This is a genomic window from Candidatus Hydrogenedentota bacterium, from assembly GCA_018005585.1.
Classification (GTDB): domain Bacteria; phylum Hydrogenedentota; class Hydrogenedentia; order Hydrogenedentales; family JAGMZX01; genus JAGMZX01.
Genome location: JAGMZX010000113.1, coordinates 1 through 20082, shown reverse-complemented (window position 1 = coordinate 20082; position 20082 = coordinate 1). Strand labels below are relative to the sequence as shown.

The 20082-nt window shown below is 62.7% G+C and carries 22 protein-coding genes; 9 read left to right on the top strand and 13 right to left on the bottom strand.

What is annotated here, in order from left to right; all coding sequences use genetic code 11:
* Positions 1-39: 39 nt before the first annotated feature.
* Both mgtE and KA184_17030 read left to right on the top strand, forming a co-directional pair.
* On the top strand, positions 40-1410 hold the full coding sequence (gene mgtE / locus KA184_17035) for a magnesium transporter (protein MBP8131287.1): 1371 nt from the start codon (positions 40-42) through the stop codon (positions 1408-1410).
* 104 nt (positions 1411-1514) lie between these two features.
* The gene (locus KA184_17030) at positions 1515-2627 is read left to right on the top strand and encodes a pyridoxal phosphate-dependent aminotransferase (protein MBP8131286.1); all 1113 of its coding nucleotides are present in this window, start codon (positions 1515-1517) and stop codon (positions 2625-2627) included.
* 6 nt (positions 2628-2633) lie between these two features.
* Here KA184_17030 and KA184_17025 read toward each other — a convergent pair whose 3' ends face one another.
* From KA184_17025 to KA184_17005, 5 genes are read right to left on the bottom strand one after another with little or no spacing between them, the layout of a single operon-like run.
* The gene (locus KA184_17025) at positions 2634-3266 is read right to left on the bottom strand and encodes a lysophospholipid acyltransferase family protein (GenBank protein ID MBP8131285.1); all 633 of its coding nucleotides are present in this window, start codon (positions 3264-3266) and stop codon (positions 2634-2636) included.
* On the bottom strand, positions 3263-3673 hold the full coding sequence (locus tag KA184_17020) for a hypothetical protein (GenBank protein ID MBP8131284.1): 411 nt from the start codon (positions 3671-3673) through the stop codon (positions 3263-3265). The genes KA184_17025 and KA184_17020 overlap by 4 nt, the downstream gene beginning before the upstream one ends.
* The gene (locus KA184_17015) at positions 3670-3951 is read right to left on the bottom strand and encodes a hypothetical protein (protein ID MBP8131283.1); all 282 of its coding nucleotides are present in this window, start codon (positions 3949-3951) and stop codon (positions 3670-3672) included. Before KA184_17015 ends, KA184_17020 begins: the two co-directional genes overlap by 4 nt.
* Positions 3935-4423, bottom strand: a complete 489-nt coding sequence (locus KA184_17010; GenBank protein ID MBP8131282.1) for a hypothetical protein — start codon at positions 4421-4423, stop codon at positions 3935-3937. The genes KA184_17015 and KA184_17010 overlap by 17 nt, the downstream gene beginning before the upstream one ends.
* 14 nt (positions 4424-4437) lie before the next feature.
* Complete coding sequence (locus KA184_17005; GenBank protein ID MBP8131281.1) at positions 4438-5436, bottom strand: Gfo/Idh/MocA family oxidoreductase; 999 nt, start codon at positions 5434-5436, stop codon at positions 4438-4440.
* Between the two features lie 106 nt (positions 5437-5542).
* Here KA184_17005 and KA184_17000 point away from each other — a divergent pair, with 106 nt between their 5' ends.
* The 5 genes from KA184_17000 to KA184_16980 all read left to right on the top strand — a co-directional run bounded on the left by KA184_17000 (position 5543) and on the right by KA184_16980 (position 10346).
* The gene (locus KA184_17000) at positions 5543-6520 is read left to right on the top strand and encodes a polyprenyl synthetase family protein (protein ID MBP8131280.1); all 978 of its coding nucleotides are present in this window, start codon (positions 5543-5545) and stop codon (positions 6518-6520) included.
* Positions 6517-8670, top strand: coding sequence for a beta-galactosidase (locus KA184_16995; protein MBP8131279.1), 2154 nt, complete (start codon positions 6517-6519; stop codon positions 8668-8670). The genes KA184_17000 and KA184_16995 overlap by 4 nt, the downstream gene beginning before the upstream one ends.
* Before the next feature lie 153 nt (positions 8671-8823).
* Positions 8824-9432 carry a sigma-70 family RNA polymerase sigma factor gene (locus KA184_16990; GenBank protein ID MBP8131278.1) on the top strand — a complete coding sequence of 203 codons (609 nt, stop codon included), beginning with the start codon at positions 8824-8826 and terminating at the stop codon, positions 9430-9432.
* Positions 9425-9904: a hypothetical protein gene (locus KA184_16985; GenBank protein MBP8131277.1), complete on the top strand. Its 480-nt coding sequence runs from the start codon at positions 9425-9427 to the stop codon at positions 9902-9904. The genes KA184_16990 and KA184_16985 overlap by 8 nt, the downstream gene beginning before the upstream one ends.
* Positions 9891-10346 (top strand): hypothetical protein, encoded by a 456-nt coding sequence (locus KA184_16980; protein MBP8131276.1) that lies wholly within the window; start codon positions 9891-9893, stop codon positions 10344-10346. The genes KA184_16985 and KA184_16980 overlap by 14 nt, the downstream gene beginning before the upstream one ends.
* Here KA184_16980 and KA184_16975 read toward each other — a convergent pair.
* Positions 10343-11245 (bottom strand): metallophosphoesterase, encoded by a 903-nt coding sequence (locus KA184_16975; protein ID MBP8131275.1) that lies wholly within the window; start codon positions 11243-11245, stop codon positions 10343-10345. The genes KA184_16980 and KA184_16975 overlap by 4 nt on opposite strands.
* Positions 11245-12093, bottom strand: coding sequence for a prolipoprotein diacylglyceryl transferase (gene lgt / locus KA184_16970; GenBank protein ID MBP8131274.1), 849 nt, complete (start codon positions 12091-12093; stop codon positions 11245-11247). Before lgt ends, KA184_16975 begins: the two co-directional genes overlap by 1 nt.
* A gap of 258 nt (positions 12094-12351) precedes the next feature.
* Here lgt and KA184_16965 point away from each other — a divergent pair, with 258 nt between their 5' ends.
* The gene (locus KA184_16965; GenBank protein MBP8131273.1) at positions 12352-12957 is read left to right on the top strand and encodes an IMP cyclohydrolase; all 606 of its coding nucleotides are present in this window, start codon (positions 12352-12354) and stop codon (positions 12955-12957) included.
* Between the two features lie 69 nt (positions 12958-13026).
* Positions 13027-14307: a phosphoribosylamine--glycine ligase gene (gene purD / locus KA184_16960; protein ID MBP8131272.1), complete on the top strand. Its 1281-nt coding sequence runs from the start codon at positions 13027-13029 to the stop codon at positions 14305-14307.
* 291 nt (positions 14308-14598) lie between these two features.
* Here the strand turns inward: purD and KA184_16955 are convergent, their stop codons facing one another.
* The 6 genes from KA184_16955 to KA184_16930 all read right to left on the bottom strand — a co-directional run.
* Complete coding sequence (locus tag KA184_16955) at positions 14599-15162, bottom strand: YcxB family protein (GenBank protein ID MBP8131271.1); 564 nt, start codon at positions 15160-15162, stop codon at positions 14599-14601.
* Positions 15152-16603, bottom strand: coding sequence for a decarboxylating NADP(+)-dependent phosphogluconate dehydrogenase (gene gnd / locus KA184_16950; protein MBP8131270.1), 1452 nt, complete (start codon positions 16601-16603; stop codon positions 15152-15154). The genes KA184_16955 and gnd overlap by 11 nt, the downstream gene beginning before the upstream one ends.
* A gap of 224 nt (positions 16604-16827) precedes the next feature.
* The gene (locus KA184_16945) at positions 16828-17049 is read right to left on the bottom strand and encodes a DUF4177 domain-containing protein (protein ID MBP8131269.1); all 222 of its coding nucleotides are present in this window, start codon (positions 17047-17049) and stop codon (positions 16828-16830) included.
* A 183-nt stretch (positions 17050-17232) separates the two neighbouring features.
* Positions 17233-18519 (bottom strand): diphosphate--fructose-6-phosphate 1-phosphotransferase, encoded by a 1287-nt coding sequence (locus tag KA184_16940; GenBank protein MBP8131268.1) that lies wholly within the window; start codon positions 18517-18519, stop codon positions 17233-17235.
* A gap of 58 nt (positions 18520-18577) precedes the next feature.
* Positions 18578-19234 carry a hypothetical protein gene (locus KA184_16935; GenBank protein ID MBP8131267.1) on the bottom strand — a complete coding sequence of 219 codons (657 nt, stop codon included), beginning with the start codon at positions 19232-19234 and terminating at the stop codon, positions 18578-18580.
* A 17-nt stretch (positions 19235-19251) separates the two neighbouring features.
* The coding region (locus KA184_16930; protein MBP8131266.1) for a DUF2088 domain-containing protein at positions 19252-20082 on the bottom strand (831 nt) is incomplete at its 5' end.

The following is a 20082-nucleotide window of genomic DNA, read 5'->3' as shown; positions in this document are numbered from 1 at the left end:
CACGTAGCGGCAGCATCAGCGGCAGGAAAGTTGCGGACCATGGCTGAAATGGACATCGAGGCGCCCTGGAAGGAGCTTCAAGAGCTCCTGCGCGCGCAGCAAGGCGAAGAAGTCGCCGCGCTGCTGGCGAGACTCTCGCCAGGCGAGGTGGGGCGCGTGCTGTCCCGCCTCGAGGAAGAGGAACGGTCCGCTCTGTTCGAAGTCGTCGGCCCGGAACGTGCCGCGGACCTCATGGAAGAGCTGGCGGACGCGCACGCCGCGGACCTGATCGAAGAACTGCCGGTCGAGCACGCCGCGAACATCGTGGAGGAGATGGAGAGCGACCACCGGGCGGACATCCTGGGCGAAATGGACCAGGAGGACGCCGAGGCCATCCTGCGTGAGATGGCGCCCGAGGAAGCGGCGGACGCGCGGCGCTTGCTTCAATACCCCGACGACACGGCGGGCGGCATCATGACGACGGACTTCGTCGTCTATCCGCAGACCATGCGCGTCGCGGATGTGTTGCAGGATATGCGCGAAAATGGGGACAAATACTCCGATTACGGCGTGCATTATGTCTATGTCGAATCAGAACACGGGACCCTCGTCGGCGTAGTGCGGATACGCGACCTCCTGCTGGCAAAGCCCGAAAGAGAACTCCGCGACGTCATGATCGTGAACCCGATTTACGTGCTGGCCGACACGCCGATGGAGGAACTGGACGACTTCTTTGAACGCTGGACGTTCTGGAATGTCCCCGTCACGAATGAAGAGGGGAAAGTCATTGGCGTGGTGCGGCGCGCCGCGGTCGAGGAAGCGTTGTTTGAGGAACAGGAGAAGGCGTTCCTGCGCTACAGCGGTATCATCACGGGCGAGGAACTGCGTTCCATGCCCCTGCGGGAGCGCGCGTCGCGCAGGCTTGTGTGGCTGCTGCTGAACATGGCGCTGAGTATCACCGCGGCGAGCGTGATCTTGTGGTTCGAGGGCACGGTCAGCCGCGTTTTCGCGCTCGTGTTTTTCATGCCCGTCATCTGCAACATGTCCGGCTGCAGCGGCAACCAGGCGGTGGCGGTCAGTATACGCGAACTGGCGCTTGGCCTGATTTGGCCCAGCGACTATATGCTGGTCCTGGCGAAGGAAGTGGCCGTAGGCGTGCTGAACGGGATTGTGCTGGGAAGCCTGCTCGGCGTGCTGGCCTTCGGCCTCTGGCACGAAACGCCCGTGCTTGGGCTGGTTATCGGCGCCGCGTTCGCTTTGAATACGCTCGTGGCTGTGTCGCTGGGCGGGCTGATCCCGCTGGCGTTGCGCTGGTCGGGCATGGACCCGGCGCTGGGTGCGCCGCCCATTTTGACCACGCTCACGGACATGTGCGGGTTCCTGCTCGTGCTGACGCTGGCCACCACCGCGGTGACGCTGGGCTGGGTGTAACGCGAAGCCGCGTCGCCCGCCCGTTGCGGCGCCCGCGGCGCGGCCGTTATAATTCGCTCTCTTCGCGCGGGGATGCCCACGTCAGGGCATAAGGAGACTGCTTCATGAGTTATCTCGCGGAACGTATGAATTGCATCGATGCGAGCGGCATTCGCAAGGTCTTCGCGCTGGCCGCGAAAATGACGAATCCGGTCAATCTGAGCATCGGACAGCCGGACTATGACGTGGATGACGCGGTCAAAGAGGTGGCCGTCTCGAGCATTCGCGCGGGCTTCAATTCCTATACGCAGACGTGGGGCATCGAGGAATTGCGCGAAGCGGCGTCGGCCTACTATGAACGGAAATTCGGCGTGCCGCTGCACAATGTCATGATCACGAGCGGCGTTTCCGGCGGCCTGTTTCTTGCCTTGCTCGCAACGGTGAACCCCGGAGACGAGGTCATTCTCGCGGACCCGTACTTCGTGATGTACAAGCATCTGACGCGATTGCTCGGTGGGAAGCCGGTGATGGTTGACACCTATCCCGACTTCAAATTGCGCGCGGACGCGGTTGCCGCGGCGGTCACGGAGCGCTCGAAACTCCTGATCATCAATACCCCTGCAAATCCGACAGGCGTCACGATGAGCCAGGACGAATTGCGCGCGCTGGCGGTTGTGGCGCGGGAACATAATCTGCTTGTGATCTCGGATGAGATCTATGAGTCGTTAAGCTATGACGCGCCGCCCGCGACCATGGCCGGACTACATGACCGCGTGCTGCTCCTCAATGGATTCTCGAAGAACGCAGCCATGACCGGCTGGCGCGTGGGCTATGCGGCGGGCCCGGAGGAAGTCATCCAGGCGATGAACACGCTCCAGCAGTATTCATTCGTGTGTGCGCCTTCCTTTGCGCAGAAGGCAGCCGTCGCCGCGCTGGACGCGGACATGTCGGCCAAAGTGGAGGCCTACCGCCGCAAACGTGATCTGATCTACGCGGGTCTCAAGGAAATCACCGAGGTGACCAAACCCGGGGGCGCGTTCTATATCTTTCCGAGATCGCCCGGCAGCGACGGCGACGCGTTCGTGAAGCGCGCTATCGAAAACAACCTGCTCATCATCCCCGGAAGCGTGTTCAGCGACAAGCACACGCACCTGCGGATTTCGTTTGCCGCGCCGGACGAGACGATCAAGCGCGGTATCGAGATCCTCCACAGGCTGGCCCGCGAAACGGCCGGATAATGGCGTTCAGGCGGTGCTGTCGGGCGTGCGGTCCTTTTCCTCGCGCAGCCGCATGGGCCCGACCTGGTCAGGACGGAGCGGGGTGATCGTGCTGCAGAAGCCGCGAATCTGGTCCATATCCGCGGTGATGTCGCCCGTGGGATAAATCGTGGGGCCCCAGCCGCAGACCTTCCGGCCGTAGTCGGCGAAGATCAGAACGATGGGCACTTGCGCTTGCAGAGCGATGTGATAGAACCCGGAACGCCAGTACGGCATTCTCGAACGCGTGCCTTCGGGCGCCAGTCCCAGAATCATCCTGTCTCGCGCATTGAATTCGTCGACAACCTGCTGTACCAGATTGCGCGAGGAGCCGCGGTCTAGCGGAATGCCGCCGAAAGCACGCAGCACCGGCCCGAGGGGCCACCAGAAGACCGTGTGCTTTCCGAGCCAGTCTCCCTTGATGCGCTCAACGAACGAAGCAAACAAGAATAAAGGCAGGTCCCAGTTCGAGGTATGGGGGGCCACGATCACCACGTACTTGGCCAAGTCCGGCTCCTTGCCTTCAATGCGCCAGCCGGCGGCCCACATCACCAGCCGGCCAATAAGGTGCAGGATGATGTTGACACGCGGCCTCTTGTTCGCCTCGCTGACCACGCTCACCCCTCAGTTTCCGGTTCATTGAAAGGATATTGTGCGCATCCTTCAACGCCGCCGGCGCCTTTCAGGAGCTTTGCGAGCGCCTGCGGCGCAACGGCGAGATTGGATGCTATGAGGTACAAGATTAGCACGAAGTGCGGCACGGTCACGAGCAGTTCGATCAGGAAGATTTGCATGCCTGTGACGGCCAGCGCAACAGTGGGCAACAAACATGCCGTGGCCGCCAGAATGAGATAGGGGACCCGGTGCCGGGGTTGTTGGGCGACGGTTCGGGCAAGGTTGGCTATCCGGACGCAGTAGAACACAATCGCGAGGTCCGCGCAGCTCCAGGCGAGGCATTGGATGCGAGTCCAGAAAAGGTAGGCTTCCGGCGAGAAGCGTGCGCCCAGCCAGGTGACCCAGTCGTTCATGACGTGCGGTTCCTTTGCGCGGCGCGCAGGAGCCGCCAGCTGCGCCACAGCACGACTGCCGCGCCCCACTCGACGAGGATCCAGGCAATGCCGGCGATGCGCAGGTATAAATACACGGCGTTCCGGTGCGGCGCACACGCGGATTCCGCTTGCGCGAACGCCGCAAGCAGCGGACCGGATACGGGCGTTGCAGCGGCGAACAGGACGCATGGCACGAGCAGCGCGAGGGCAAGCAGCGCCAGGGTGATGATGGGCCGGACGTCAGACGGTCTCCGCATGAGGTCTCCGTATACGCGCGCGCAGCAGGCAGAAGGCGCGCCAGCCATGGTAGACGATGAGGATTTCGAGGACTACCCAGAGCGTAATGAATGCGGCCCAGATCGCCAGGTGTTCGTGGACCCGTTCCCCGTACGCGGACGAAACGGAGGCAAGGGTCACACCGGTTTCCGCCGATTCCAGCAGACGATGGACTGGCGTGAGCACGGTGTGCCGGGCGTACAGCAACGCGGAAACGCAGGCGAACACACAGGCCCAGACCCAGGCGCGACGGCGTTCGGTTCGAGTGAGAGCGAGCGCCGCGGGCAAGGGGTGTTCGCCGAGGTAACGGCGCGCTACCAGAACCGCGTATAGAATCAACAATTCGACTGCGGCCCAGAATAAGCCTGCCGTCTCGATAGCGGCGTGACGGAAGTGGAGCGCCCGCGCCTGGAGAATGGCCCCGGCGATTTCATCCGCGGCGTCTGGCAGCATGGAAGAGGCTCCGGTCAGATGAGATGGACGACGGCATCTTCTTCAATGGACTCGATGGCGGCGGCGAGCACCTTCTGTGCGGCGAGCGCGTCCGCGCCGGAACCATCGATGTCTTCCGGCGGGCAGCTGGCCGCCACTTGCTCCACAAAACGGTGGATCCGGTTGCGAAAGGTGTCATCGAAAGACTTTTCGGCGATCGTGCCGAAGACCGTGTTCGAGATCACGGTCTTTTCGATGTTGCCCGCCGGGTACAGCGTCAGTTCGTCGAACAGGTCTTCGAGCACGAAGCGGCCGCCGGTTCCCGCGACTTCGCAACGTTCCATGGGGTGGCCGCGCTGAATGTCGTAACTGCCGGTCAGGCCGCCGACGGCGCCGTTGACGAACTTGAAGTTGAAATGGGCAGTGGACCAGATGGACCGTCCGGGCGCCTTGGTGGCGAAGCACTGAACGGACGCGATATCGCCGCAGAAGTAGCGCATGACGTCTATGGTATGCGGATGCAGCGCCTTGATCTGGAACCAGGGCGAGCTTTCAGCCGGGTTCCCGATCCACATGGCCATGTTGATGAAAAGGAGATGCCCGAGCCTGCCCTCGTCAATCCATTTGCGGGCGGTGCGGGCCAGCGGCGTGAACCGGTGGTTCAGATTGATGCCGTAACAGCGCCGCTTCTCTCGCGCGAAACGGACCATTTCTTCGGCTTTGCCGATTTCGTTGTGGATGGGTTTCTCGCCGAGCACGTGGCAGCCGGCGTCCAGCGCCTGCATCGTCGGTTCGTAGTGGTCGCTGCCGTACTCGAAACCGCCCGTACAGACGCCGCAGAGGTCCGGGCGCAGAGCCTTGAGCATTTCCGTGGCGTCGTAGAACGCGGGCACGCCAAACCGGCATGCGGCGGTGTCGGCGCGTTCCCGGAGAATGTCGCAGACGCCGGCCAGTTCGCACGAAGGATGCGACTGATAATGCCGGGCATGGCTGTTGCCGATGGGGCCCATTCCGATGACGCAGACGCGGAGCACGGCGTACAACTCCCATTTTCGCGGGGCATTGTACTCCGACGCGCGGCAGCAGGCCAATCATTGCACGTTTGTGCCTCCGCGGGGCCTCTATGCTAAGATATCGCGCGTGAAGACGACCCTAAACCTCCCCGACCTCTACCGCCCGATCGAGCACGAACTGGCTCAGGTGCGCGAGACTATCGCATGTATCTGGGGCGACGCCTTGAGCCTGGTCCGCTTGCCCGTGACGGAGCGGCCGGCCGCGGGCGGCAAGCTGCTGCGCCCGGCGCTGTGCTTGTTGGGCGCGGGCGCCATGGGCGAGCGCGAAATCGCGCGCTATGCCCCGCTGGCCGCCGCATACGAGATTCTGCACCTCGCCTCCCTGGCGCATGACGACGTAATCGACAAGGCCGTGCTGCGGCGTGGCGCTTCGGCGCTGAACGTATTGTGGGACAACCATGCCGCTGTGCTCGGCGGCGACTATCTGGTAGCGCGGGCCATCGACCTCCTCGCGAGCTACGATTGCTGTCTGGTTATTGCCCGGGCGATCGCGTGCCTGCGGCGCATGGCCGAGGGAGAGTTGACCTATTTCAGACGGGAAGGCGAACCGTTCTCGAGAGAGGATTGCCTGAGCCTCGCCGAGAGCAAGACAGCCAGCCTGTTTGCTGAGGCGTGTTCGGGCGTCAGTTGCCTTGTCATGTCCCGATACGGCGTCTTGCTCCAGCAATTCGGGATGGCCTTCGGCACGGCATTCCAGATCATCGATGACCTCATCGATGTAACGCAGACGGCCGCGCAACTCGGCAAGCCCGCCTGCGGCGACATCGTCGAGGGGAAGCGTACGCTTCCCATCCTGTACATGCGCGATGGCCTGAGTCTGGATGAATGCGCCCGCTTGGACGCCATGCGCAACTCCGTGTTGACCGAAAGCGACCAGGCGTGGGTGCGCGCAGCCGTCGCGCGCACCGGCGCGCGCGAGCGCACGGAGGCGGATGCCCGGCGTTTCGCGGAATTGGCCGTCGAGCGCGCCGCGGAACTGCCGCCGAGCCCGTATCGGGAATCGATGGAAGGGCTCGTCGACTTTATTCTCGTACGCACCTCATGAAGACCGGGTCTCTGCTGCTCGCGTCCGTGTTTGCCGTTTTGGAGGCTGCTTCAGCCCAAGATATGCCGCGATGCGTGGTGCGCTCGGGCGAGGCAGGCGCACCCGCGATTCTCGTAGACGGCCAGGTGTACGCCCCGATCTTCTTCGCCGCCAATAACCAGTTTGGACGGGATGACGTGTTGTTTCAGGAACTGTGTCTGGCGGCCAATGCGGACATCCCCTTCTTCAGCTTCAATCTGGCGCTCCCTTGGCGCAGTTCCAAGGACGACATCCGTGGCGTAATGGATGCGTTTTGCGGGGCCTGTCCGAACGGTTATTTCTACCCGCGAATCGGCTTGGGGGCGCCCGCGGAATGGCTTCAACAACATCCGGATGAGTGCATTACCACGGCGGATGGCGAACGGCTCGATATGGCCTCGCCGTCGAGCGAAATCTGGCGCGAAGCCGTCGCGGATCAGCTGCGGCAGCTTGTGGAGCTGATTGCGCAGGGGCCGCACGCGGAACGGTTTGTCGGTCTCATGTTCGCGTATCTGCAAACGGGGGAGTGGTTCTATCCGCGCACGGAGGAATTCATGGATTATTCCCCCGCGAACCTCGCGGCGTTCCGCAAATGGCTGCGGCAGCGCTACCGGCGTGACAAGGCGCTGCGGCAGGCCTGGAACGACCCGCAGGTCTCGCTGGACACCGCGACCTTTGCTACGCCGGAACAGCGCGAAGCGGCGGCGTGGGGCATCTTTCGCGACCCCAAAAAGCACCGGGCCTGCATGGACATGCAATGGTTCCAAAGCGAGATGATGGCCGATGCCATAATCCACTTCGGACGCGCGGTCAAAGAAGCCTCCAAAGGCCGGGTGCTGACCGGCGCGTTCTACGGTTATACGTTCGAGTTGAATCACAACGGTCCGCGCGCGCTGGCCCATTCAGGGCATTTGGCCTTCGGGCGGTTGCTTGCTTCGGACGCGATTGACCTCATCCACGCACCCTATTCCTATTTTGAACGTGGTGTGGGCGAACCGGGGCATTTTCACCTGCCGGTGGACTCGGTCGCCTTGCATGGCAAGCTCGCTATCATGGAAGAGGACACCTACACGCACCTGTCCCAGCCGCCGCCCGAAGGGGTGGTCGCGCCAGGTTGGGAGCGGCGAACCCAATCAATGGAAGAAACGCTGGCGGTCACGCGACGCAATTACGGAAACTTCCTCATGCACCGGTGCGGATTCTGGTTTTTCGACCTGCTCTCCGACGGACGTTGGAACGACCCTGTGTTCTGGCAGAGCACCGGGCTGGCCCGTCGCGTGGCCGCGGAACTGCGGGGCGCGCCGCCTTTCCGGCCGGAAGTCGCCTTTGTGGTGGACGAAGAGGCTGTTGCGTACCTGACCGACAATACCCATCCCGTGCTTCTATGCAGCTTGGGGCTGCAGCGTCACGAGCTGGGTCTGCTGAGTGCGCCTGTCGGCTACTATCTGACGTGTGACACGGCCCGCCTGCCCGAGACGGTACGGCTGCTGGTTTTTCCCAATGCCTACACGCTCGACAGGGCCGCGCAGGAGGCGGCGAACGAGGTACTCAAGCGCGGAGGGGCCGTGGTCTGGGTTTACGCACCGGGCATTATGGGGCCGGCGGGCCCGGACGTGACGCGGGTGGGCGCGGCAACGGGTTTCGCGGTGGAAGCGCGACTGGACGGAACTCCGCAGGAGCTTATTCTTGAAAACAATCAAGAACAGATTAAATTAATTGAAAATACGCATATACCGCGTCTGATAATCTTAAACCCCGATGTGCAGAGACTCGCTGCATACACCCCGTCTGGCGAAACCGCCATCGCAGCGCGCCGGGAAGGTCCAGGAACGGTAATCTATTGCGCCGTGCCGCAGGTACCGTTGGCTGTTTTGCGGTTTGCGCTGGAGCAAGGAGGGGGACACCGGTATCGCGAGACGCCGGGACATGTGGCCGTTGCGGGCAGTTTTGTCTTCGTGCACGGAGGCGAGGGGACCAACGAGTCCCGAAGCACGGTTCTGGTCTGGCCACAATTCTTGGATGCGGTGACGCGCCTGGCGCCGCCCGCCCGTTTCCCGCTGTCGTGTGAGGAAGGCCACAAATGGCGGGATGTGATTCCGGAGCGGGGGACGGCGGTGTACCGGTGTGAATAGGGGAAGGAGGAGCGCGTCTTGGGACCCGTGACTGCCTGTTCCGGGAGGAAATGAATAAGCGGCCCGGCAAATTCGTCCTGTCCGTGAACGTAATCCAGAATACGGGAAGCGGGCATGTGGTGCGGCACGACGATGCTGTATGATACCGGTCGTATGAACGCCGCGAAGGAATCAGTATGCCCGGACCCGCGCAATGCCGAAGACCCGGCATTGGTGGCCTGTGCGCAGGCCGGCGACCGGTATGCATTTGAAGAGTTGGTGCGCCGCTATCGCAACGATGTGTTCGCGCTGAGCTGCCATTTTGTGAAGAATCGCGAGGAAGCATGGGACATATCGCAGGACGTATTCGTGAAGGCGTACAAATCGCTGCGCGATTTTCGCGGCGAAGCGAGCTTCAAGACCTGGCTGTTGCGGATAACGGCGAACCGGTGCAAGGACTTCTTTAAGAAGCGCAACCTGGAGACGGTGCCGTTCGATGACGCGATTGGCGCGGGCGAGCAGCCGAGCGCGATACCCAATCCGGGGCGGCAGGTGCAGGCCCAGGAATTGGGGGCGGCGATTGAGGCGGCGGTAGCGCAGTTGCCGGAGAAACACCGGACGGCCTTTCTCCTCAGGGAGTATCAAGGGTTGTCGTATCAGGAGATGGCGAATACGATGGGATGCAATATAGGCACCGTTATGAGCCGGTTGCACCATGCGCGCCGGAAGTTACAGAATACCCTCATCAAGATGGGGGTTGTGGAGGAGGCAGGACATGGCTAAGTGCCGCCGTCTGCATCAAGTCGAGGCTTTCTTCGACGGCGAAATGGCGTTTGCGCCGCCGGACGTGGCCGAACACGCCGCATCTTGTCCGGTTTGTTCCCGATACCTGGCGCAATTGCGCACCCTGCGCGCCGGCGCTGCGGATGTGGCCACTCATGAAACCATTACCGATGGCCAGTTCCCCTCCTTCTTCGAAGGGATCCGGGAACGGCTGGACGACGCGCCGGCGCGCGTCTGGCGCCGGTTCTGGGCCTTGGCGTCGATGTCCGCCGCGGCCATCCTGATTGCCTTGGCGTTGTACGTGCTCTTCGCGGATTTCAGCGCGCCGTCGCGCAGGGTCGAGGCGACGGTTGTGGAGTCCACCTACTCGGAACTCGACGGCGTGAGTATCGACGTGCAAATCGGCCAGGATGGCGATGCGGTGATCTGGGTCAACAACGCGCCTGATGATGTCTGGTATGGGAATCCTTAGCCTTCTCTACATGCTGACCTTGGCGGGCGTGACCGAGCAGCCGGCGCCCGCCGGGCTGTCCTTTTGGGCGGTGCAAGCCGTATCGGAACAGCGAACGGAGAAGTATTTTGGGGCGGGGCTGGACGAGATTCGCGACGAGGTCGGCAGTCTGCCCTTCGACTCTTTCTATCTGATCGCAGGCGTGCATCAGAATATCGCGTTCGGCCAGGAAGCGCGTATCCCTATCGACAAAAGGTACACGCTATACGTGGCGCCGGTTTCGCGCGACGCCGATACACGGCTCACCTTGGCGCTGCGGCTTGAACTCATGCCCGCCCAGCCGGAAGAGAAGCCCATCATTGCGCTGTCGACGAAAGTCACGTTTGCCAGCGGCAGCAAGATCAAGCTGGGCGGGTTCCGCCTCGATCGGGGCGAACTCGTGCTGGTGCTCGCGGGACGTTAGTCCAGGGGAATGACCGCGGCGCGGTCTTGCGCTTCCCCGGCGGTCCAGTCTTTGCCATCGATGAGGGACCGTCGCGCAAAGGCGGGATCACTCAACCCGAGTGTGCTCACTTCAATACGGTCGTCGTAGACGCGGATATCCCGGTATTCGGTGGGGAATTCCGGCAGGGAACCGGTGACGACCTGGACGATCCCCTCGCATTCTTCGATGAAGTGCAGGTGCGCATGGCCGGAGAAGAGGGCGCGAACCTGCGGGTAGGCGCGCAGGAGTTTGAGCAGTTCGCGGCCGTTTTCGAGGCAGCCGCCGTCCATGAAATTGGGGCGGCGCATGCGCTCTGGCGTGGGGACCGCGGGATAATGAACGGCAATGAGCGTGGGGGTGTTCGCGTGGTTTTCCAGGTCGTTCTCGAGCCACTGGAGCTGGCCGGGCGGCATGGCCCAGCGCGCACCTTTGAGCGTCGTGTCCATTTTTTCCGCCACGGACTTTTCGCTCACCTCGCTGAGCGTGCCGTCGCTCCAGAGCCACCAGGGGTCGAGCACGCAGAAATGCAGTTCGCGAAAGTCGAAGGAATAGACCGTCCGGGGGTGAGGCAGATGACGGGAGAAGGCTTCGAGAAACCAGGCGCGGGATTCCGGCAGCACGAAATCGTGGTTGCCGCCCACCGGGAAATAGGGCACGCCCAGCGAATCCATCAGGTCGCGTGCCTCGAACATGGCCTCGCGAGTCTGCCTGCTGCAGATGTCGCCCGTAGCCAGGATGAACTCGGGCTCGAGCCGCCGCAGATCTTGGCCCAGGCAGGCCATGACCTCGGGCATCATGCTGCACAGGAACCGGTTGTTCCACACGCCGTCCCGGTCACTGGCGAGATGCGGGTCGGTAATCTGGACGAATCGCCACATCAGCGGTCTTTCTTCCCTTTTCCTGAATCGAGCGCAACCGCGGCCGTCGCTTTGCCGTAGCGCCACAGGACAAAGAACAGGGCAATGCCCACGGCGGCCATGAGGAGCGCAATCACCTGTTGGTCGCTCAGCGTCAGGCTTCCCAGATGGCGGGGATTGTTGTCGCCCCGGAAGAATTCCAAAATGAAACGAAACACGCCGTAGAGCATCAAGTATGCCGGGACGGTAACGCCGTCAAACCGGGTCCAGGACCGCCGCAGGAGGAGAAGCAGGCCCGAGAGCACGAGCAACCCGGCGACGCTGTAGAGTTGCGTGGGGTGCAGCGGGAAGGTGCACGTCGCGTCGAGGGCGTGGAGCCCATCGTTCCAAGCGGGGCTCCCGGCCGGGAAACAGAGGCCCCAAGGCAGGTCCGTTGGCCGGCCATAGCAGCAGCCGTACATGAAGCAGCCGACTCGCCCGAGAGCGTGGGCGAGGGGGAGGTATGGGATGGCCACGTCGAGACCGGCCCAGAAGGGGAGATTGCGCCTGCGCATCGCCACGTAGTAATAGGCCAGCGCCGTCGGCAAGGCGCCCTGAAAAACGAGGCCGCCGCGCCACAGCGCCACCCATCCAACCGGGTCGGTCAGGCTGTAGTCTTGGGGATACAGCAGGATGTGAAGGAGACGCGTGCCCAAGATCCCGGAGATGAGGATCCAGAAGCCCAGTTCATTGACCGTATCCGGCGCGACCTGGAGGCGCTTGCGAGCATCCTGGCGGATGAAGTAGAGGGCGGCCAGAAACCCGATGGCAATCATTAGACCGTACGTGTGCAGCTTGATGGGGCCCAAGTCAAGGATTACGGGATGCATGGGGCATGTGGTTTCCCGGCTGCTTACAACAAAAACGCCCACACAGACTGGGCGCACGACGGTCCGAAAACCGGAAAATAGCACAGCGAAAGGGGCATGTCAAGAAAACCTGTCGAGGAAACGGCAACCGGCGAGATGGGCGTCATACCTTCATGATTCTTGTGTGCGGGGATGACGCAGGGGCTCCGCGAGACCGGATTCGACATTTCGTCTGAAATTGCGTATGATGCGTTTCCTTTTTCGGGTGGAGGATGGGATATGCAGCGGATACGACGCGCAATCCTGAGCTGTCATGACAAGACGGGCATCGTCGAACTCGCGCGCCTGTTGAGCGAGTTCGAGGTCGAGATCATCAGCACCTCGGGTACCCTGAAGGTGCTTCAGGAAGCGGGCATCGGGGCGATTAGCATATCGGAATTCACCGGTGTGCCGGAACTCATGGACGGCCGCGTGAAATCGCTGCACCACAAGGTGCATGCCGGGCTGCTCGGCGTCCGCGAAAACAAGGTACACCTGGAACAGTTGCAGGCGCATGGTTTCGGCTGGATCGACCTCGTCGTGGCGAATCTGCACCCGCTGAATGAAATTGTGGCGCGGCCGCAAATCACGGCGGATGAGGTCTTCGAGCAGACGGACATCGGGGGCGTCGCAATGATACGCTCCGCCGCGAAGAATTTCCGGTACGTAACAGTGGCGGTCAATCCCGGCAAGTACCCGCAGATTATGCACGAAATGCGCGCGCACGACGGCGCCGTGTCCTATGCCATGCGTTTCCGGCTCGCGCAGGAGGCGTTCGAGTGCACCGCCGAGTATGACCGTATTCTGGCGGCTTATTTCCAGCGCACGGGGCCGCCGGCCGAATAGTCCGCCGGGGTGCTGTTGCAGCAGATCCCCGGCAGCATGCTTGTGCCACACCAGCGGAAAGGGGACAGCGTGAAGGTCTTGATAATTGGCTCGGGCGGACGTGAACACGCCATAGCATGGAAAATTGCGCAAAGCCCCGAAGTCGACACTGTGTATTGCGCGCCGGGCAGTCCCGGTGTTGACAGCTTGGGAAAAGGCCAGTCCGTCGCCTTGGGCGTTGATGACTTTGCGGCGCTGACCGACTTTGCCGCGGCGCGCGGCGTGGGGTTGGTCGTGGTGGGGCCCGAGGCGCCACTTGCCGCGGGTATCAGCGACTGCATGGCGGCGCGCGGCCTAACCGTTTTCGGTCCGTCGGCTGCCGCGGCGCAGCTTGAAGCGAGCAAAGCCTTTGCGAAGGCGTTCATGGCGCGGCACAAGATTCCCACGGCGGCTTATGCGGAATTCACGGACCCGGGTGTCGCGGTCGAGTTCGTTCATGAAAGGGAAATGCCGATTGTCGTGAAGGCGGACGGCCTGGCGGCGGGCAAGGGGGTGACGGTGTGTCCTGACGCGGGCTCCGCCGTTGCGGCGATTCGTGAGATCATGGTCGACCGGGTCTTCGGCGATGCGGGCGCCAAGGTCGTCATAGAAGAATGCCTCGTTGGCGAGGAGGCCTCCATACTGGCTTTCTGCGACGGGCAGACCGTCGTGCCGATGGCGTCAAGTCAGGACCACAAGCGGGTGGGCGACAATGACAGCGGTCCCAACACGGGCGGCATGGGCGCCTATTCGCCCGCGCCGGTGGTTACGCCGGTGGTGATGCGCGAGATCGAGGACCGGGTGCTGCGGCCCGCCGTGGCAGGCATGACTCTGGAGGGCTCGCCATACAAGGGCATTCTGTATGCCGGCCTGATGATTACCGAACAGGGCCCGAAGGTAATTGAGTTCAATGTGCGCTTTGGTGACCCCGAGACGCAGGTAGTGTTGCCGCGCATGCGCAACGATATCGTGCCGGTACTGATGGCATGCTGCGAGGGCACGCTTGACCGGGAACGGCTGGAATACGACGACAGCGCCTGCGTGACCGTCGTGATGGCCAGCGGCGGGTATCCCGGGCCTTACGAAAAAGGTAAGGAAATCCGCGGTATCGAAGCGGCGGAAACGGACCCCGGCGTCATTGTCTTTCATGCGGGTACGCGGCGGGATGGTGGCCGTCTCCTGACCAGCGGCGGCCGCGTGTTGAACGTTACCGCGTGCGCGCCCGACATACCGCGTGCCATCGACAGGGCCTATGCCGCCGTGCGCAAGGTCAGCTTCGATGATGCGCATTACCGCAACGACATCGGCAAGAAGGCGCTGGCGCGGCTGTAGACGGGAGGGTTCCGGCCCGCAAGGGGTCCGGATTCTTGACAGAAAGCGAACGTGCGGGTAGACTCCTGCCTTGCACCGCCGGAACAGTTCGTTGCGCGGGGTGCGCGATCGCGAGTCCGGCTGTTTTGCGCGCATAAGGTGAAGGGACGAGTCATGTTGATCGATGTTCCTGGGATGGTCGAAGAGTTTCTCGTGTGGTTTGTGACAAAGCTGTCCGAGCTTTTCATCCAGCTGATACATTCCTGGTTCGAGAACCAGACCATCCTCTAGGCGCGGGCCGGGTTTGCCTTTTCAGCCGGGCCGGGCTTCGTTCAGACACTCCTGAACCATGCGGAAGCAGGCACTGGCCGCCGTGTCGTCGTTGAATGCGCGCTTGGGGATGATAAACGCGCGCAAGTGGCCGATGATGAGGAAGATGTGGGACGGCGTCTCCGCCGCGTCGAGAATTTCGGCCCACGCGATTCGGCCTTTTCCGTGCGCGTTCTCTATCGAGATGCCGTTTCTCTCGAGGACCAGCGTCGTAGGGCCGAGCGTTTCGCGCAGCGCCGTGCCGCGGCAGGCCCAGCGTATGACCGCGGGCCGCAGCAGCCACAGGTACGCGCCGTACGCGCCCAACAACAGAGCGAGCGCGATGGCGGGCGCGACCCACGTTTGCAGCGTGTCGCGTCCGCCGCGCGCGAACCGGTCATATTCGGAATAGATGAAAACCGCCGCGAGCACCAGGCCGAGGAAGAGCATGCGCCGCATGCCGCGTCTCCCTTCGGCCGTATGTTTGTAGAAATACTGCCCGAACGCGGCAAAATCCTCGACAGTGACCTCGAAGTTCAGCCGCACGGGCAACTTGTTACACGACATACGTGGATGCCGCGGTCGAACCGCCGCGGCCCGTCCAGTTGGTGTGGAAGAATTCGCCGCGCGGCTTGTCGACGCGCTCGTACGTATGCGCGCCGAAATAATCGCGCTGCGCCTGGAGCAGATTTGCGGGCAGCCGTTCGCTCCGGTAGCCGTCGAAGAAGGCCAGTGCCGAACTAATGGCAGGGACGGGGATACCCAAGGCTACCGCGGTTGTGACCACATTACGCCACGACGCCTGCGCCTTCGTGACCGCGTCCGCGAAAAACGGATCCAGGAGGAGGTTGTCGAGATTGGGATTGCGGTCAAACGCTTCCTTGATCTTTCCCAGAAACGCGGAACGGATGATGCAACCGCCGCGCCACATCAACGCGATGCCGCCGTAGTTCAGGTTCCAACCGTAGGTCTTGGCCGCGGACCGCATCAGCTGGTAGCCTTGCGCATAGCTGATGATCTTGGACGCATACAGCGCCCGGCGCAGGTCGTCGACGAACGCCTGCTTGTCGCCCTGGAACGGGCTGACGTCACTTCGCAGGACGCGGGACGCCGCCACGCGCTCGTTCTTGATTGCGGACAGGCACCGGGCAAACACCGCCTCGCCGATGAGCGTCAGCGGCTGGCCTTCATCCAACGCGGCCACCACTGTCCATTTACCGGTACCCTTCTGGCCCGCGGTGTCGAGGATCAGGTCCACGACGTTGCGGCCCTCCTCATCGTGGTATCCGAGAATGTCACGGGTAATCTCGATGAGATAGGAGTCCAGCTCACCCTGGTTCCACTCGGCGAAAACCTGGTGCATTTCCTCGTTGCTCATGCCCAGTCCGGCGTGCATCAGATGGTACGTCTCGCAGATCATTTGCATATCGCCATATTCGATTCCGTTATGGACCATCTTCACGAAATGGCCCGCGCCGTTTTCGCCGACCCAGTCGCAACAGGGTTCACCCGCGTCCGTCTTCGCGCAGACGGCCTGGAAGATGTCCTTCACGTGCTGCCACGCGGCGGGCGAGCCTCCTGGCATCATCGACGGCCCGAGCAGCGCGCCCTCCTCGCCGCCGGATACGCCCGTGCCGATGTAGAGAAGCCCCTTGCTCTCGACCAGCTTCGTGCGGCGGATTGTGTCGGGGAAATGCGAATTGCCGCCGTCAATGATGATGTCGCCGGGTTCGAGGTGGGGGAGGAGCTTCTCGATAAAATCATCGACCGCCTGGCCGGCCTTCACGAGCAGCATGACCTTGCGCGGGCGCTTCAGGCTGGCCGTCAATGCGGCAATGTCGTGGCAGCCAATGAATTTCTTGCCCTTGCCGCGCCCTTTGACGAAGGCGTCCACCTTTGACACCGTGCGGTTGTATACCGCGACGGTGAAACCCTTGCTTTCCATGTTCAGGACGAGGTTCTCGCCCATCACCGCCAGTCCGATCAGTCCAATGTCCGCGTGTGCCATGTTTCAATTGCTCCTTTTATTTTCACGATAGTTTAACGGGACGTGGGCGGCATCTTGCGACATGGCAGCCGCCGTTGCTCCTGTGCTCTCTGCCAGTCCTTCCCCCCGTGCGCGCCCAGATTGGCGCCGCGACCCGTTTCAATGGCGCCAGTATAGCGCACTCACGGCCTGCCAGACACGCGAAGCGCCGAGCGAGAACGCGGCCACAGGACGAGCGCGTTGGGTTACGCGTGGAATCCGATGCGGCGCGCAGGTTCGCCGGGCCGGCGCAGATGATGCACGAGCATCGTCGTTTCGCCTGCGTGCTGTAAACAGGTCACGGTGACCAGTTCCCAGCCATCCGCGCCGATGCGGTTCAGCGCCGTATCCAGCGCCTCCGGGTCGCACATGCCCTCTTTCACTCGTAGCGCAAGCGTCTTGTATTCCCAAGCGGCCATTTCAGTCATGACCTCGTTTCCGCGAAGACGTCCGTAATCAGCCCAAGTACGCTACTGACGTCACGCCGCGTATTCGCCGGTCCCTGGGTCTTGCTCCAGCTCAACACGCCGGTTCATGCGTCACACTCGGTCTTCTTCCTCAGGATAACATGCCTCTTGCTGCCGTGCCACTGCTTGCCACACTCGCGGTTCTCACTTTTTCGACGGTCGCAGGGTGTATTCGGGCAGCTTCTTTTCCGCGAAAACGGGTCTGAACCGGGTGAACCGCTGGCGGCCATTGACCACGGGCACGCTGGCCCAGTCCTCGCCGATCAGCGGGCGCGCATAGCGCACAAAATCATCGGTGACGTCCGTCTTGCCGGGCGCGATCCACGCCTCCGGGAATGTGCGCTCCGAATTCGCTACCTGCTCGAGCGGCGCTTTGTCATAGCGCACGTTGTAGATGATGCCGGGCTCGCGCAGGATCGTCGCCATCCAGCCGTTTTCGCCGGACTGGGCGATGAGCGCCGCTTGCTGACCCACCTTGTACGCTTCGTCGAGGTCGATGATGGAGGCGTAAAGGCAGGTGTCGCGCTGGTCCGTGCCGGGCACCTGCCCGCGGGCGCTGCCGGGGACAGGCAGCTTGTGCTCGTTCAGCAGATTAACGACCTTCTGCGCCACGGTGATCTTGGATGCGCTGAATTGCGTGTGGCCGAAGCTGTCTTTTGTCTCGCCCAGTTCGCCGGCGTCAAAGCCCTCGCTGACGACGATGATGCAGCGGCCGTCGCGCTTGAGCTGATCGTTGACGTTGTCGCAAAGCTCTTCCGCGCTCACCTTCGATTCAGCCAGGTAGATCTGGAGCGGCATTTCGCGCTTGGGGTCCGCGAGCCGCGCCGCCGCCGGGATAAAGCCGATCTTGCGGCCCATGGCCTGCATGACGAGCACCGGGTCCGCCGGGCATGATCCCGCGTTCTCTTCATTCGCGTTCTGCACCATGCCCATCCAGTAGCGGGCCACGCTGCCGTAGCCGGGAGTGTGGTCGATGAGTTTGAAGGCGGCGTCGCCGACGTCGTTATCGATGGTCTTGGGCACGCCCACGGCGACGAGATCCAGTCCCTGTTCCTTAGCGACCTGCGCCACCTTGTGCGCGGTGTCCATCGAGTCATTGCCGCCGTTGTAGAAGAAATAGCCGATATGGTGCGCCTTGAAAACGTCGATGACGCGCTGGAAGTCCTCCGGCCGGTCCTTCTTGAGCTTGTAACGGCAGGTGCCGATGGCGCCCGCGGCGGGCGTGTAGCGCAGGAGCGCGATCTCCTCCTCGTCCTGCGCGGAGATGTCCAGCAGTACTTCTTTCAGGACGCCTTCGATGCCGTGCCAGCCCGCGTAGATCGTCCCAAAGGTTTCCGGAAACATCTTGCAGGTCTCGACGACGCCGCGCAACGAACTGTTGATGACGGGGCTCGGCCCGCCAGATTGGGCTACGATGACATTCTTCGGCATGACGGTTCTCCTTTAGCATTGCGGCGCCAACCTGCACGCGCAACCTTGGGCGCGCGATTCACGGCCCGGACGGCGCCTCGCCCGCGGGCTGCGCGGGCAGCGCCGGGTTGAGGTATGCGTCGCGCTGGTCCGCGAGTATCCGGTATTTGTGCGATTTTGCCCATTCGTTGTCCGGGTACTTCTCGAGGACCTCGTTGATCGCCTTGAGGGCTTCCGTCCTTCCGCGCAGCAGGTAGAGCGTCTGCACGCGAGCCAGCCGACGGTCGAGGTCGGTCTCCATGCGGTAAGAAAGAGCATCGTATTTCTCGAGCGCAGTGGCGTAACAGACGCGCGCCTCGGCCTTGTGGTCCGACAGTTCGAGGAAAATGCCCTGGGCCAGGTAGGCGTCCGCGTCCTCGGGCGCCTGCTGCAGCGCCGGCTGCAGCGCCTGCACGGCCTCCTCGTAACGTTGGAGCATGCCCAGCACCGCCGCCTTGCCCTTGTACGCCAGGACATATTTCGGGTCGGCGGCGATGGCTTCGTCGAAGAGCCCCAAGCCCTCTTCCAGATTGCCCGCCTGTACCGCGAGCGTGGCTTTGTGCGCGCAATCGAGCGCTTGCGTCTTCGGTGTGTATTCGCTGGGCCGTTCCGCCTCGTAGCAGCCTCCGAGGCATACGATGCACAGGGCAAATGGCCCGATGCGCCGCGTGAGACGTTTCGCTGGCGCGCCTTTCACCGGCCCATTTCCTCCGTTCACATGCCCGCCGGCGCTTCCGAGCGCAAGCGGTAGAGGATTTCGCCCGCGCCGGGCACGTGCAGCAGGCCCTCGGACTCGCGGTTCATCCAGCCCGCCGGGTCGATGCCTGCGGGGTCGCGGTAGCCCAGATTGATGGCCCGGCATTCGCCCTCGGGGATACCCGTGGCGAGCGTGACCTGGATGCGCGGCTTCTCGACGCCGCCTTCATAGGCGCCCATTCCGCGGACGTGCGTGGAGTGGGCCAGAATGCCGCCGGGAATGTCGCGGAATTTGTCCATCTGCGCGAGGAAGTAGTCGCGGCAATGGTAGCCGATGCGCTTGATGAGCGCGCCGTGCGTGACGCTGACCTCGCGCACGTGCGGCGCATAGATGATCAACTCGCCGCCGTCGGCGACGACCGGTTCGAGCTTGTACATGCACTTGCCGGCTACCCAGATGTCGTCGTACATCTTCGGCGCCACCGCGAGCACGCTCTGGAAAGGATGGCCTTTATGTATGATGTGGACCTTCGCGGACAGGTCCGCCGCGGCGGACCATGCCTCTTCGGGCGCGCCATAGAAGATCGCTTTCGTGTCTTTCTTCACGACAGTGAGGCAGAAACAGCGCTTCTCGACGGAAATGAGCGCCGCCGCCTTGTCCACCACGGCGCGCACAGGCGTGTGTTTCGTGCCGTTGATCCGCCAGTTCGTGATCAGCGCGCCGAGCCAGTGGAAGAGGTTCAAGATGTCCGCACCGGCTACGCCCGGGAAGAAGTACTTGTTGCCGCCGCTGAACCCGACCACTTCGTGCGGGAACACCGGCCCCATAATGCATACGAGGTCATAGTC